Origin of the sequence: Nostoc sp. DedQUE04 (assembly GCF_034530995.1) — a bacterium.
GTDB lineage: Bacteria > Cyanobacteriota > Cyanobacteriia > Cyanobacteriales > Nostocaceae > Nostoc.
Window position 1 is genome coordinate 186,875 of the sequence record NZ_JAVRCA010000010.1, and the last position, 16,178, is coordinate 203,052.

The following is a 16,178-nucleotide window of genomic DNA, read 5'->3' on the forward strand; positions in this document are numbered from 1 at the left end:
CACTAAACTTTAGCCTAATTTTCTATAAAACCTCAAAAATAGCCTTAGCCCGTCTTCCGCTTTAAGCTTGCCGCACTCCCGCGCTATCATCTGAGAAAGATAAAACTGTTGTGATCGTGGGGAGGTCTTTCTCACTTCAGGAATTCCAACAACTACATCCCGTAAAATAGACAGGCAAGAACCCTGCCCGATAAAAATATGGGAAAATTTTTGGGAAATCCCTCAAAACTCAGGACTCGGTACTTATCTGCTCACTCAGGACTCAGGACTCTTTATGTTAGCAGGCACAATTTTGCAGGATGGAAAATATACCCTAATTCAAGAAATAGGGCGAGGTGGCTTTGGCATTACCTTTAAAGCTACGCATCACTACTTGGGTCAGGAGGTGGTGATGAAAACCATCAATGAACGGCTGCGACAACATCCTGATTTTGCCAAATTCGAGCGCCAATTCCAAGATGAAGCCAGACGATTAGCTACGTGTATCCACCCAAATATAGTCCGAGTTAGTGACTTTTTTGTGGAAGCTGGACTGCCTTACATGGTGATGGAATACATTCCTGGTGAAACCTTGGGAGACGCATTTGTATTACCAGGAATAACTTTGCCTGAAGCCACAGCAATTCATTACATCCGGCAAATTGGGGCAGCGTTGCAGGTAGTACACAACAACGGCTTGTTACACCGTGATGTCAAACCAGATAATATTATTCTTCGTCAAGGAACGCAGGAAGTAATACTAATTGATTTTGGCATTGCCAGGGAATTTAATGGCGGTGTCAGACAGACTCACACAGGTTTAGTTTCTGAAGGTTATTCTCCGATTGAGCAGTATATGACGCAAGCGGCGCGCACACCCGCTACGGATGTTTATGGTTTAGCAGCGACTTTGTATGCACTGTTGACAGCCCAAGTTCCCATGCCAGCATTATTGCGCGATCGCGAACAAATGCCTTCCCCCCGCGAACTGCAACCACATTTGAGTGCTGCTGTCAACCAAGCGGTAATGCGCGGTATGGCGGTAGAGTCTCGTTTTCGGCCAGCGACAGTTGCTGAGTGGCTGCAATTGCTACCTGGAAATGGGGTGAATGGAACACCGCAAGTTTTACCCACTTACGCAGTGCCAACTGTCAATTTATCTGCGCAGCAAGCAGCAACTTTAATTGGGAAAACAGCCCAAAATTCTATTCATAGACCATCTGTGCTGGCGCAACCCAACCCAGGTATGCCTAAAGGAACTCTACTGGCTAAAAAGCTGGGATCATCTAAAGTATTTATTGGTATGGGTGTAGCCTTAGTTGCTGCTACAGCAGGTTTTGGGATCGCGAGTTTATTACCCAAATCTCAGCAGCAACCGACTGCCAAGCCACTTGTTGAAAAGCCAACTCAAGAATCAGGTGCGAAAGCACCTAATGTTGATAGTACATCTTCACCCAGAAGTGAAGAGACTAACACCACTTCAAGAAGCGAAAAAGCACCCGTCTCTAATTCCAAACAGCGTCGCCGCAATCGTCGTTCTTCCCAAGAAGAATCTACCAGCAGTCCTGCAAGAGAATCGCAACGCGGTGATTCCGAACAATCCACACCTTCACCTAGCGTTTCCCCCACACCCTCTTTAGTGGAGAAACTACGGGCAATCCGCTCATCTCGAAAAGCTTCCCCCTCCCCCGCACCATTGCCATTTCCACAAAATAACTTACCCGCTTCTAGTCAAAAACCTGCCTCCCCTCAACCCGTAAGTCCATCAAAACCTCTACTTATACCACCAGCAGCACCAACAGAATCCAAACAATCAGATCCTTCTGCTGTGGTAGTACCAACACTAGAAAAGCAAAATTCACCGACTAATAGCCAACCCCAGAATATTCAGAAGTTCGAGGAAAAGCCACAAGATGACAATAACTAGTCAATTTTGGATTCTGGTAAAGCAGCGTGGTAAGTTCACAACCACCCTGGCTCCCAGTACTTGTCGGGTTTTAGGGAAAGGGACTCATGTTAAAGGGTAAAAACCTTATATATCAAGCCTTCCAATCCTTTTCCCTTTAACCGAGCAGTATTGCGCTGACTCCTATTAACTAATTACAAATTACGAATTACGAATTACGAATTACGAATTACGAATTATTTTAGGAAGGGTTAAGTTTATTCTTTACAACAACTTCCCCCTTCTTATTAATCTTCACCGGATTCTTGGGAAAAGCTTGATTATTCAAATAACGCATAAGTTTTACAGTTTGAAAACTCCGATCGATATGAGGAATTCCCTGCCGATCCATCCGAACGGGAATAATTTTACTTGATACCAAATTTCCTACTGAATTGAGTTTGACTTCTAAAATCATGGAGTCACCTGTTTGGGCATTTGTAGATAAAGTCCGATATCCCAAAAAGTTTCCTAAAGAATAGGCAATGATTTTTCCCTGATAAATTTCCATCGCTCTGGGAACGTGAGGGCCATGTCCTAGTACTAAGTCTGCTCCGGCATCAATCATGTTTCGAGCAAAGGCGATCGCATTACCTCGATTTTCTCCATAAAAAAACTCTGTTTGATTCTTAACGTGTAGTGCCCCCGTTCCTTCCGCTCCAGCGTGCATCGATACTACTACAATATTGGCTTTATTTTTGGCTTCTGCCACGAGTGCTTTAGCTACTGCTAAATTATGGATGGAATTATACATTTCATAAGGAGAAAATCCGATCATTGCCAGAGGGATATTGTTAGCTTCTAAATAAAGAATTTGATTTTTATGACCTAATGTTGCAATGCCCACAGCCTGAAGATTTTTCATTGTATCTTTGAATCCTACCGGGCCAAAGTCCATTGCATGGTTATTTGCCACATTGAACACATTAAAACCAGCCTCAGCAAAAAGTTGGGCGTATGCAGGTGGAGAGCGAAAGGCAAAGACTTGTCCTCGACTAATATCTTTGGCAGTATAGGGATAATTAGTTAGACTACTTTCAAAATTTCCAAACAAGATATCAGATCCTTGCAAGTGAGTTCTCACTGACTTTGGTAATAATTGATCTCGAAAGCGAGGTAATCTATAGTTAGGGAAATTAGTGCCGGGAATAATATCTCCAACGGCTTTGATAGTAATAGTATTTGGAAAGGTTTGTTGTTGTATTTTTGATGGGGTAAGTTCAGGAATAGCTAATGGAAACTGCATAGTCTTAGTCGGCATAGTAGCAGCGTTTAATCGCTGTGATTGACCAAGCCGGATAATGACTCCTATACTAATACCCAGATATAAAGAAATACCGATCAGACTAAATGAGAATACTCGCCTCAAGCTGCGATCTACCATCGTTCACTCCTCACACGATGGCATTAGTTTATCCCAAAAATATGTGTTATTAGCGGTGTATATTGTAGTGTTTTTGGCAAAAATTTGACTGCGTAAATATTGAGCGATAATTCTATCTAACTTGCAAATAAACAGACAAGTTGTTCAAGACCCTTGCTAAAGGTAGGCAAATTTCAGCCACATTGTAGTAAATTTTCAGTAATCTTTTGAACGGAGAGGGGGGGATTCGAACCCCCGTTGGGTTTCCCCAAAACGCATTTCGAGTGCGTCACCATGAACCGCTCGGACACCTCTCCAACTATTTATTCAGACATTTGAGTATCTATTCTACATTCAAATGCTGTAAATTTAGGGAAATCTTGCTGGATTCCCTATACTACTATAGCATTATCGCTTTTTTTGCGTAATGCAATTCTCTAGGAATGCCAATACTACTAAAGCCTACAACATTTTCCATCATGACGGTTGGTGAAATTACTTGACGAGTCAATGAGACGCAGAAATTTATATAAAGCTGTGAAAAAACGTTTCTTATACCAGGACGAGGGGTGCAAGAAAGCGTTACACAAGAGTACAAGCTTATTTCAATCAAGATAGCTTGGGTGCCTAATTTCGATTAAGTAATGCAGAAATACCCAATTTACTTTACTTGGTAGGCATAGAGACTTCCCAAATTCCTTGATTTCCGCCATATTCTAGAACATAAATCTTATTGCTAATAATCTCAGCATCAATGGGATTACTAAAACCTTTGACAAGGCGTGTAGCGTTAAGTTTATAGTTGGTATTTCCTACTTTAGTTAAATTTAAATGCAGTAGGTCTTGGCTGGCATCTTTAAAAGGGCCTGTTAATGTTTCGCCAGTGGGATCGCCTGCTGTCCAACTCAACATAAATCCATCTCTCTTGAATTCTGGACTCATTACTCCTTGCGTATCAAAAACTAAGCCTAAAGGAGAACGGTGTGTTGTAAAAGTGCTAAAACTTTGCCCAAGAACACTGGCATCTTTGATTTTTCCATCTACAGGATCGCGGTAATTATCAGCGTCCGGGCCAAGATTAGTAATTGGTTCAATCAAATTTCCAGTAGGCCGAATAGGAAAGGTGGGATCGTTACGATAGTAGCCCTTTTGGATGGCGTTAAATTGAGGGCTTAACAATCGGTCAGTGGCAGGATTATAATTGGGAAATTGTTGTGGATTATCTGTCCCACCAATACGCCAAGGAAAGCCGTAATTACCACCTAAACGTAGCCAATTTAATTCTTCTGACATATCGCGATCTGGGCCATTTTCTGTGCCAAATAAATCCCCATTGGGTGCAAAAGCCATATCGAAAGTATTACGTATTCCTTCTGCAAAAATATAGCCAGCTGTCTTTAAAGTTGCTCGATTGTTTGCCAGAAAGAGATTGTTAGCATTACTAGGAAGACGGAGTATACAGGCAGTTAATCCGACTTCGCGAGTATTGGGATATAGGCCATCAACAGACTGAACCTCACCATGATCGGTACGAGAACCGCTATTCACATAGATAAAGTTACCATCCAGGCTAACAACTACGCCGTTGAACCGATGGTCATAAGCTGTTTTGCTTTTGGGATAGGCTTCACTCTTAGCTAAGATAGACCAGATACGCTGTTTTGTACTCGAATTAATTACACCTTTAACAATAATTGCTTGAGTTTGGTTATTCACAAGGTCTGCATTGCCAACTAAATAAATTGTGCCGTTAGGGCCAATGGCCATACCTTGAGTTTCACTTAAATTATGATTACTAGAGTTGTAAACAAGGGTTTTAGTAGAGGAGGCTAAATTGACTTGATAAATCTCACCATTCCGTTTGAGGTAATAAAGAGTATTGTTTCGTGGATCTTTTACAATCCGCACAGAAGGTGAGACTGATAATGTATTAATAATATTGCGAATCTTGATATCAGGACGCAGGCTTTGAGGGACAGCATTTACTCCAATAGTGCTATGAGTTAATAAAACTATTGTAAATAATAGTGTTATTGTAAATAACAGCGTTTGAACAGCAATCTGATTGAAAAATCTGCGTTTAAATGGATTAAATGATTTAAGGTTATTCATGATTTTTTTTGATAAAACGGTTAGTTAATTTTGTTGCGACATCCCTCTTTATGAGTAGAAAGCTTTTGGAATTTTAGCTTGGCTTTTAGAAAACCATAGTGCTGAAACATTTAAACCTTTATGGGACATTTTTTGTAGTTGGCAGTGCTATTTTTATGTGATGGATGGAAAGTTTACCTCAGTCTTATTAACCTAGAAGATCGTATCGTCAGTAAAACATATATGACCACAGTAGAATGTGAAAATACACGTTTACGTCATTATCTTATACACCTACAGACACTCCTAATGTCACTACTGCTTCGCTATCGAAAAAAGTTATGTTATTCCAAATTAGTAGATATGCTTAAATATTCAATTCAAATGTTACTTAGCTTTTTGAAGTATAGATAAATACCCATATTTAGCTAATTCATCCTGCATTTATGTAACGCCTATCAGTGCAATCATACTACGCTCCCATCTTTTAAAAGCGAAAAGCAATCCGCACCTGGAAAAACTTTCCAACAAAATATTTCGGATTGTCTGATAACTTACTGTATTCTGGGATATCCTACCTTGTGGAAAGCCAAATAATGACTATGAATATGCAACGACTCATCAAAAAAAGTTCTAACCCAATTCGCAAGATAACAGAAGTAACTCCACCATCGACTGAACCCATTGAGATGCCTGAGAGTCAAGATATTCCTGAATCGGTGGTTGAACCAAATCCACCTGTGTACATTGAAGCATCCGAATCAGACTACATCTGGGAACACTATCGCCCTTTACGCTCTGTTGGTAACTCTGGCTGGCAACCGTCTGATGTGTGGCGCGAGTTGAGGGTTGATAATTTCTGTGGGTGAGTAATATGAATGCAGAGAGCCATTCGATTCATGGCTGAATAAAATTATACGTTTGTGTAAGTTCTGCTGAAATGTAATTTCTCAGCTACAGCAATAAAGTAGCGCAGATTTCGTAGTCTCAGATTTTTGATACTTTATACGTATCAATTTTAAATAAATATATATTGGACATCTCAAAAAAGGCTACATATCATACTCGTACAGAGATTTGATTGAGGCCTGAGCAATGAGTGAAAAAACAACGTCAGAGAATTTAAGAAGTAAAGCTGTTACACAAGGAGTACAGCGATCGCCAAATCGCGCTATGCTGCGTGCAGTAGGTTTTCAAGACGAAGACTTTAAGAAAGCAATTGTCGGTGTGGCTAATGCCTACAGCACCATTACTCCCTGTAATATGGGAATTAATCAACTAGCACTCAGAGCTGAAGCTGGAATTAAACTAGCCGGGGCAATGCCGCAAATATTCGGCACAATTACTATTAGTGATGGAATTTCGATGGGAACTGAGGGAATGAAATATTCCCTTGTGTCACGAGAAGTAATTGCTGACTCCATTGAAACCGTTTGTAATGGTCAAAGTATGGATGGCGTTATTGCCATCGGTGGCTGTGATAAAAATATGCCAGGGGCAATGATTGCAATGGCACGGATGAATATCCCGGCTATCTTTGTTTACGGTGGGACAATTAAACCAAAACACTACAACGGTCGCGACTTGACTCTTGTGAGTTCCTTTGAAGCTGTGGGTGAATACAGTGCTGGTAAAATTGACGACACCGAACTGATGGAAGTAGAACGCCGCGCTTGTTTTGGTGCTGGTTCTTGCGGTGGGATGTTCACAGCCAATACTATGTCCTCGGCCTTTGAAGCGATGGGTATGAGTTTACCCTATTCTTCCACAATGGCGGCAGAAGATGACGAAAAAGCCGACAGCACTGAAGAATCAGCCAAGGTATTAGTAGAAGCAATTCGCAATCAATTGTTACCCCGGCACATTATCACGCGCAAATCTATAGAAAATGCTATTTCTGTAATTATGGCTGTGGGTGGTTCAACTAACGCCGTGTTACATTTTCTGGCGATCGCTCATGCGGCTGGTGTAGAACTTAATCTAGATGATTTTGAAACTATCCGCGATCGTGTCCCGGTTTTATGCGATTTAAAACCCAGTGGTAGATATGTCGCCACAGACTTACATCAAGCTGGTGGTATTCCCCAAGTGATGAAAATGCTATTGGTACATGGATTACTTCACGGCGACTGTATCACCATCACAGGTAAAACCATCGCCGAAATTTTAGCAGATGTCCCCGATGAACCACCAAGCAATCAAGATGTAATTCGTTCTTGGAATAACCCGATGTATGCTCAAGGTCACTTAGCCATCCTGAAAGGAAATCTCGCTACAGAGGGAGCAGTAGCAAAAATTACCGGGGTGAAAAATCCCAGCATTACCGGTTCTGCAAGAGTTTTTGATTCCGAGGAAGAATGCTTAGATGCCATCCTTGCAAGTAAGATTAAAGCCGGTGATGTAATTATCGTCCGCTACGAAGGCCCTATTGGTGGCCCTGGGATGCGGGAAATGTTAGCACCCACCTCAGCAATTATTGGTGCGGGTTTAGGCGATGCAGTGGCGTTAATTACTGATGGACGCTTTTCAGGTGGTACTTACGGGATGGTAGTCGGACACGTTGCTCCCGAAGCTGCCGTTGGTGGTGCGATCGCTCTGGTCGAAGAAGGTGATAGCATCACTATCGATGCTAATTCTCGCTTGTTACAAATCAACATTTCTGATGCAGAATTAGCCAGTCGCCGCGCCAAATGGCAACCCCGTCCACCCCGTTATACAAAAGGCATCTTAGCAAAATATGCTAAGTTAGTTTCCTCTAGTAGTGTTGGTGCTGTCACAGACTTGGATTTATTTCATGAGTAGGGAGTAAGCTTAGAGACGCGATATCTCGCGTCTCTCTACAAGAGTATGGAAAGACAATTTTCTGGCATTGGCTGTGAAACTTACTTATGTTTTAAAGTAGAAAATAGTTGAGTGAAAGTGTTTGTTACTACCAATGAAAGTTTTAGGGTCAGTCTTGCCAATCCTGTTGTTGTTATGCAGTCCTGCTATGGCAGTTGAGCTTAAAGGACAAAATATTGACGGTCAAAAGCTACCTGCTACAGCTTATTATTATGCAACTGGTGGGGTCTACAAAGTTCAGGTGCGCTTTCACAACAAACGAGCCACAATTTACTTTGATGACGGCAACCAAACAACTATACAGTTGAACCAGCAAGCGATCGCTGACTCAAAGAATATTGAAGGTTTTGGAAAACTAGGACAATATCCTCTAAATAGAATATTCAGTGTGGGGTTGGTGTATGACAATAATTGGCTCGGTAGCAATGATAGTCAATTCCAACTGTCCAATCCGCTAGACGGGTTGTGGAAAATTAGTTTGGAGTGAATACTCATCCGACTTTAAAAAGGTTTTTCACTTCTGACAGGGCAACTCAACAATATGTCCTCTGCTAGACTCGAAGTAACTACTTAATTCCTAAAGTAACATATATCTATAATTATATTGAATTTTTAAATAACTAAGCTGCTTAAAGGGTTGCCAGACAAAGATTTCCTTTTCAGGATGCGATCGCGATTCAAGTAGGATTACTATATGTATATGAACATAATAATTACATAAATGAAAGTTGGCATTCAAAATACAGTAGAAATTTTAGAGCAAGTTCACCAATTAGAGTCCACACTAGGTCTTAAAAATGAAGCCTGCCGTTCTAAGTTTTTGATTCATTCTGACTTCACGTCAAAAGTTTTTTTGTTTTTGCATGGTTTTACAGCAGGCCCTTACCAATTCGAGCCGCTTGGTAAAGCTTTCTTTAACCAGGGATATAACGTTCTGATTCCTTTACAACCCGGTCATGGCCGCTCAGGTGACTGGAAGTCTCAAAATCCTCCACCCCTGCCAACAGATATTGATATTTATCAACAATTTGTCATCAAATGGTTGCAGATTGCCAAAACGCTAGGTCAACAAGTTGTGATTGGTGGATTATCAACAGGTGGGACTTTAGCTGCTTGGTTAGCTTTAGAGCATCCTCAAGAGATTGAGCGCACTTTATTGTTTACGCCTTTTTTAGGTAGCCGCTATTTAGTATTCGATCAGCTCATCAAAATTCTGCCAATTTACTTTGAATGGTTCAACAAAGATGCACCTGGGAATTTTGGTTATAAAGGTTTTCGTCTGAAGGCCTTACGGATATTTTTAGAATTGGGATATCATGTTTTAGGCAAGGCTCAAAGCTGTGTTTCTGCTCCAATCTTAATGGTATGTAGTGAGGCAGATAGTGCTGTTAGTCGCTCGAAACAGCAGAATTTTTTCCGAAGAATAATTAAGCAGCAACCGAAATCCTGGTATTACTGCTTCGATGATTCGCTTCACATTGAACACCGAATGATGACAAAATTGGAAGACAATGATTATGAAGAACTGGTAATTATCCTTGCTAAAGCATTTGTTGAGAGTAATTTAACTTGGCTAGAGTTTCAGGAAATGGCAAAGCGGATAGCGCAGGGGCAAGCTTATGACCAAATCATGCGAGAACTCAACTTTGACGAACAAGTTTTTCCACAGCTATCTGCAATGATGACTCAAGGTTTTGGCTGTGAGCATCTTAAATGTATCAATCCAGATTCCTAATGAGTATTCCAATTTTGCAAAAAATGGAGAAGTTAAAAAATATTTGCCATTTCAAAATCTAGTTCAAGTCTCGATAGGTTTAGTTAACAGCTATTAGTATAGATAATTGGTTTTTCACGACGCGAAAAATCGCGTCTCCATATCAGTATTTTGACTGATATGAACTGTATTGGCTCAACCTTCAATTTAATTAATGATTGGCTAAAGACGCGATGAATCGCGTCTCTACAAATGGTCTATTTGTCGCATTCTTTAAATTGGTATTAATTTTGAGCCTGAGCCAGAATCGGTAAGGTAATTACAAATTCTGTTCCAACGCCCAGGGTAGAATTCACAACCAGTGAACCGCCATGTTTTTCTACAACAATAGACTGAGCGATCGCTAACCCTAATCCTGTTCCTTTACCAACACCTTTCGTAGTAAATAAGTGGTCAAATACTTTTTGCTGGACTAATTCACTCATGCCTTGACCATTATCAGCAATGCTCACTTCAATTTGTTTATTTATTAGAAAGGTAGTAATTTTAATTCGATTGGGATTGGCTTGAATTTCTCCAAAACTCCGACCTGTATTTGATTCATCCAAGGCATCAATTGCATTTGCTAAGATATTCATAAATACTTGATTTAATTGACCAGGGAAGCATTCAATTTGTGGTAAATTTCCGTACTCATTGATTACTTCAATAGCTGGACGTTCTTCGTTGGCTTTCAGGCGATGTTTGAGAATTAAAATCGTACTATCAATGCCTTCATGAATGTTAAACGGTACTTTGTAATCTCTATCAGCACGGGAGAAAGTACGCAGACTGGTGCTAATGTTCTTGAGCCTGTCACACGCCATTGTCATCGAATCAATCATCTTGAGCAAATCTTCTAAGGTATATTCCAAATCGATTTCTTCAGCATGAATTAAAATTTCATCTCCGGGAGTAGGAAACTTTTGTTCATATAATTTCAAGTGTTCGATAACATCAATAAATGTTGGTTTAGCTTGTTGGAGACTGGCAGCAATAAAACCAAGAGGATTATTCATTTCATGAGCGACGCCAGCAACTAAGTTCCCCAATGCAGACATCTTTTCACTTTGGACGATTTGTAATTGAGCTTGTTGCAAATCTTGTAAAGCTTGCCCAGCTTGCTGATAAAGCCGAGCGTTTTCTAAAGCAATTGCTGCTTGAGAAGAAAGTAGGTTAATCACCTGTAAGCGGTTACTAGTAAATACTCCTTGATTCAATTGATTTTCTAGGTAGAGAATCCCCACCAAATGACCTTGGTTAATAATGGGCGTGCATAATACGCTTTGAGGTTGATGTAGGAGCAGATATTCTCCAATTACACCAGGAATACTCGTTTCACAATTGTCTATAATGACGGTTTCTTGAGTATTTTTAACGTAATTTATTAGCTTTCGCGGAATATATTGACAAACATCTATTGGTTGTGAATCAAGAATAGTTTTGACATCAGTCTGGGAATTTAACTGTTGATCGATAAAAGTAATTGCCCGCACTTGCCAAGTATCCTCTTGAGGAAGAATTAATACAGATGTTTTCGCACCAGAATTTTCTAAAATAATGCGAGTGAGACTGCTGATAAGTGCGTCTAATTCGATACAACTGGAGATAGTTTGAGCTGCTTTGAGAATGCAGGTTAAATCTAGAGCATCAGAAATATTAGTGCTGCTGGTAGTGTAAGAAGTAGATGTACGAGCAATGCTGGCTATGGTTTCTAAGGGATTTAAGTTGAATTCTTGCTGTTGGAAAATGGGTTTGAGTAATTTGGGATAGCGTTTTTCCAAGTCATCAGTTTTGGCTTTTGCTCCCCAACGGGCATAACTGTAATATGCTTGTTGCAGATATCCTTCTGCGGCTTTTTCTTTACCCCATTCTAGGTAAAATTTGGCAGCAAGTTCGTTAGCGATCGCGGCTTCTTGAACATAGCCATTGGCGATCGCTTCTTGGATCGCTATTTCATAATAATCTGCGGCTTGTAGGCGATCGCCAGTTACACGAGCTTGTTCAGCTAAAATTAAATTGTACTTGTGCTGATAATTTACGGGTGCATGAGCCGCCCATTCTTGCATTTTTGACTGGTTTTCGGCTACTTTCTGGAGATAAAGCTGTTGCTGTGCTTCATTTACCTGAGAACAAAGAGCTAACAAACTCAAAGATTGGTAGAAATTCCGCAAAGGAACAATTAATAAACCTGCTGCTCCCTGCTCATACTGCTCAAATTTTTGGGAATATTCCCAAGCCGATTCATACTCCCCAAAAAGATAAGCCAGTAGCGTTTTTGCTAGATAGACATAACAAATACCATTAATATTGTTTGTTTCAATTAAAGTTGGTAACATTTCGACTTCATGAAAATGCTTACCAATTAAACAACAGGGATTAGCCGCTTCTCCTTGTAAATTTAGCACTGTCTGCCGCCAGATATTTCCCCAAATCAGAGATACCTCTTGTTTAATTTGCTGCATGAGATCGCAATATTTATCTGCCTCCAGCACGGCATTTTCTAGATTTTCTCCGCTCCAAAAGAGAAATTGACAATAGCAATTGGCACAATAGCCTACATATTCTAAATTTCCAGTTTCTAACCCACTTTGCAATCCCTCCAAAAATAGATTTAATGTGGATTTAATTGAATCTTTCCAATGTTTAATAAACAGGCTAAATGTTAAATAAACTCTACTTTTAAGTTCTTTTGTTTGAAATTTTTCTAAAAGTTGTACTGCTAGTTTACCAAACTGATATCCATCTTCAATTGCACCAATACTGCATAAAAATAAGCCATAGAGACTATAAGCAACAGCTGCCTGTGGTGAGTTGCCGTACTTGATACAAATCTCGATCATTGTAAAAATTTTGAGTGGCAATAACATCGGTTTGGCTATATAAACTGGAGCAAATAAACCCGATAATATGCGGAGCGCAACTAATTTTTGGGGATCAATGATTTCTGGCATATCTGCCAATGCTGCAATCGATTGATGAACCAACATTTGTTGTAAATTGTCATGTTTGTCAAAAATCATTTGAGTGTTACCCTCTTCAGGTAACGTCAAATCTAGTAATTGCAGTGCTTCTCTACCTGTGGCTATTGCTTCAATGAATTTATTTTGCGCCGTATAAGATTGAATTTGAATCTCATAGGTACGAACCTTTTCTAATGGAGATTTAGCGTTTTTGAGGATAATCTCTACTAATGATTTTGATGACTCAAAGTTTGTATTCAGATATTCTGCCTCAGCCGCAGATTCGTAAACAGCAAGGGCTAAATCGTAGCTGCTTTGCCAAGCATTTATCGGTAATAGAAGCATTGCCACTTTTAAATACCCAACTGCTGTTGCATAAGCTGTCGAGTTTTTGGCTTTACAACCCGCTATCAAATTTAACCGGGATAAATGTTCTCGTTCGTCAGCTTCCTCTAATAATTCCAGTCCGTAATTGAATTGGTTAACGATCGCAAAAATTCCTGATTGCTGCTCTTTAGGTGTGTTCTGCAACAACAATTGCCCAATTTGCAAGTGTGTTGACTGTTTTTGTGCTTCTGGAATAAGTGAATAGGCAGCTTGCTGGACGCGATCGTGTAAAAATTTATATACAACCATCTCAGAATGTTCTTGAGTAGCTGCTTGATTTTCGGAATCAACAAAAAACTTATAAACCTCACTTTGCGGCAAAATCAACCCTTCTTGCAAAGCCTTCCATAAGCAATCTGCGGTTTCTACCTCCGATTGTTTAGAAACAATCGCTAATGTTTTTAAATCGAATTGATTCCCAATACAAGCGGCTAGTTTCAATTGTTGTTGAGTTGATTCTGGTAATCTTCGTAATTGGAAAACCATAAAATCAACAACATTATCTGCTAGAGTTTGCTGATTTATTTGAGAAATGTCGCATTGCCAACATCCCTCTACAGAATTAAATTGAATGAGTCGATCTTGATGTAATGATTTCAGGATTTGAGTTGCAAAAAATGGATTTCCTTGAGCTTTACGATAAATCAATTGTGAAAGAGATAATGCCACATTTTCTGCACAATTTAACGTATCGGCTACAAGTTGGTTCAATTGTAATTGGTTGAGCGGTTTCAGGTTAAGACTATTTACCTTGACACCTGTTTTGCGAATTTCATCCAACATCACCATCAATGGATGTGCTCTCAATACTTCATTGTCTCTATAAGCACCAATTAACAATAAATATCCCTGATTAGCTTCATTCATTAATAATTGCATCAGTTTTAATGAAGCTGAATCTACCCACTGCAAGTCATCTAAGAATATGACTAAAGGATGTTCTTTAGTTGTAAATACTTGGAGAAATTTATGAAATAATAAATTAAATCGGTTTTGTGCTGCGTTACCTGATAATTCTGGTGCAGGTGGTTGTTTGCCAATAATTTTTTCTAATTCGGGAATGACTTCAATAATTACCTGTCCGTCTTCACCTAATGCTTGAATAATTTGATTTTGCCATTTGTTTATTTGGGTATCACTTTCTGCTAGCAATTGCTCCATGAAGTTACGAAAAGCTTGGACAAATGCAGAAAAAGGAATATTCCGATTAAATTGGTCAAATTTGCCTTTGATAAAATAACCGTGTTGACGAACAATAGGTTTATGCACTTCGTTAACAACGGCAGTTTTACCAATCCCCGAAAACCCAGCTACTAGCGTTATTTCTGTTGCACCCAGGCTGACATTTTCAAATGCTTCTAGCAGAGTTTCTACTTCTGCTTCTCGTCCATAGAGTTTATCAGGGATAATAAATCTGTCGCACACATCCCTTTGGGCAATTGGGAAACTTTCAATTTTACCTGTTGTTTTCAGTTGAGATAAACAATTTTCTAAATCATGCTTCAATCCTAATACACTTTGATAGCGATCTTCAGCATTTTTTGCCATTAATTTACTGACGATATCCGAAATTACCGCCGGAATTTGTAAGTTAATTACATCTATTGATGAGGCTACCTTAGCAATATGGGAATGTACCAACTCCATTGGATCGTTTGATTGAAAAGGTAACTCACCTGTGAGTAATTCGTAAAAAGTTACACCAAGGGAATAAAAATCAGTCCGGTAGTCAATTCCCCGATTCATTCTCCCTGTTTGTTCTGGAGAAATATAAGCTAGTGTTCCTTCTAAGACATTGGGGCTGATTAGCGTATGCGTTTCCCTTGGTAATAGAGAGGCAATACTAAAGTCGATTAATTTAACTTGTTTGGAATGAGGATTAATTAAAATATTGCCCGGTTTGATATCTTTATGAATGATCCGCTGACTATAGAGTATCTCTAAGGTATTACACAGTGCGATCGCTATTTGTAAAAACTCTTGTAAAAACCTGATATCTCGCGTTTGATCGCGAGCAAAATAATCTTTTAGAGAAATGCCACCAAAATCTTCCATCACCAACGCATAGGCATTTTGATACGCCTCTAGGCTGTAGGTTTGAACGATTAAAGATGAGTTTAGATTTTTGGCAATGGTGTACTGATTGCGAAACTGCACCAGTTCGTTGAAGGATGGATATGGATTTTTCAGCAGTTTGATCGCTACAGGTAATGAGTCACTTTCTCGATACCCTCGGTAAACTACAGTTCTCGAACCATTGTAGATTTCTTCAATGATTTGGTATCCAGAAATATTAACATGAGTGCTAAACATACCGTTAAATCCGAGTCATTTATAACTTGATTATTCCCAAATTAATAACAGCAATTTAATGTTAATTAATAAAGATTACTATGGCTTTACTTTCGAGACTATTTATGAAGATAAACTTTAAATTGTATGGTACATTACACGCTAATTTATCTTTAAAGCATCCAATGCAGAGATAGAATATCTCACACAAGGTGTCAAGGTTATCAATAGTAAATTAGGAACTTGCAAAGCGTAAAGTAGGAATTTTTTAACTCAAAAATATGCTTGTAAGGGCTGGGGAAAGATTAAAAGGGAAGAGGTTATACCATTTTAGATTTTGGATTTTAGATTTTGGATTGGGAATTGCCTTGGTGCGTCTGGCTTGGTGTGAATCCATCTGTCGCAATCATTTTTCAAAATGGTATTAAAAACCTTTCACCTTTTCCCTTTAAACTTTAAAGAACCAAGTTAACAACAGCAAACTACTAGTACCTGCTGGGATTTTTAGTTACCCCTCTTCTGTCACTTTCCGAGTATTCTGAATAAAAGGATTAAAAGAAAAAA

The 16,178-nt window shown here is 39.4% G+C and carries 8 protein-coding genes, 1 tRNA gene and 1 pseudogene; 6 read left to right on the forward strand and 4 right to left on the reverse strand.

Annotated features, from left to right (window positions below; all coding sequences use genetic code 11):
- Positions 1-274: 274 nt before the first annotated feature.
- A complete protein-coding gene (locus RM049_RS09860; protein ID WP_322704046.1) occupies positions 275-1,906 on the forward strand; it encodes a serine/threonine protein kinase in 1,632 nt (543 codons plus the stop codon).
- 220 nt (positions 1,907-2,126) lie between these two features.
- Here the strand turns inward: RM049_RS09860 and RM049_RS09865 are convergent, their stop codons facing one another.
- The 3 genes from RM049_RS09865 to RM049_RS09875 form a co-directional block, all read right to left on the reverse strand.
- On the reverse strand, positions 2,127-3,308 hold the full coding sequence (locus tag RM049_RS09865; RefSeq protein WP_322704047.1) for a CapA family protein: 1,182 nt from the start codon (positions 3,306-3,308) through the stop codon (positions 2,127-2,129).
- 211 nt (positions 3,309-3,519) lie between these two features.
- Positions 3,520-3,604: transfer RNA gene (locus RM049_RS09870), tRNA-Ser, on the reverse strand.
- Between the two features lie 349 nt (positions 3,605-3,953).
- Entirely contained in the window at positions 3,954-5,399 is a 1,446-nt protein-coding gene (locus tag RM049_RS09875) for a PQQ-dependent sugar dehydrogenase (RefSeq protein ID WP_322704048.1), read from the reverse strand.
- A gap of 67 nt (positions 5,400-5,466) precedes the next feature.
- On the opposite strand from RM049_RS09875, the pseudogene RM049_RS09880 reads away from it, so the two are divergent.
- The 5 genes and pseudogenes from RM049_RS09880 to RM049_RS09900 all read left to right on the forward strand — a co-directional run.
- Positions 5,467-5,792 (forward strand): annotated as a pseudogene (locus tag RM049_RS09880) (IS1 family transposase); the annotation flags it as partial.
- A gap of 182 nt (positions 5,793-5,974) precedes the next feature.
- Entirely contained in the window at positions 5,975-6,247 is a 273-nt protein-coding gene (locus RM049_RS09885) for a hypothetical protein (RefSeq protein ID WP_322704049.1), read from the forward strand.
- Positions 6,248-6,473: 226 nt separating this feature from the next.
- A complete protein-coding gene (gene ilvD / locus RM049_RS09890; protein ID WP_322704050.1) occupies positions 6,474-8,180 on the forward strand; it encodes a dihydroxy-acid dehydratase in 1,707 nt (568 codons plus the stop codon).
- A gap of 187 nt (positions 8,181-8,367) precedes the next feature.
- On the forward strand, positions 8,368-8,706 hold the full coding sequence (locus RM049_RS09895; RefSeq protein WP_322660052.1) for a hypothetical protein: 339 nt from the start codon (positions 8,368-8,370) through the stop codon (positions 8,704-8,706).
- Between the two features lie 234 nt (positions 8,707-8,940).
- Positions 8,941-9,954 carry an alpha/beta hydrolase gene (locus RM049_RS09900; protein WP_322704051.1) on the forward strand — a complete coding sequence of 338 codons (1,014 nt, stop codon included), beginning with the start codon at positions 8,941-8,943 and terminating at the stop codon, positions 9,952-9,954.
- Between the two features lie 263 nt (positions 9,955-10,217).
- On the opposite strand, the gene RM049_RS09905 is transcribed toward RM049_RS09900, so the two are convergent.
- Positions 10,218-15,635, reverse strand: coding sequence for an AAA family ATPase (locus RM049_RS09905; protein WP_322704052.1), 5,418 nt, complete (start codon positions 15,633-15,635; stop codon positions 10,218-10,220).
- Positions 15,636-16,178: the final 543 nt, after the last annotated feature.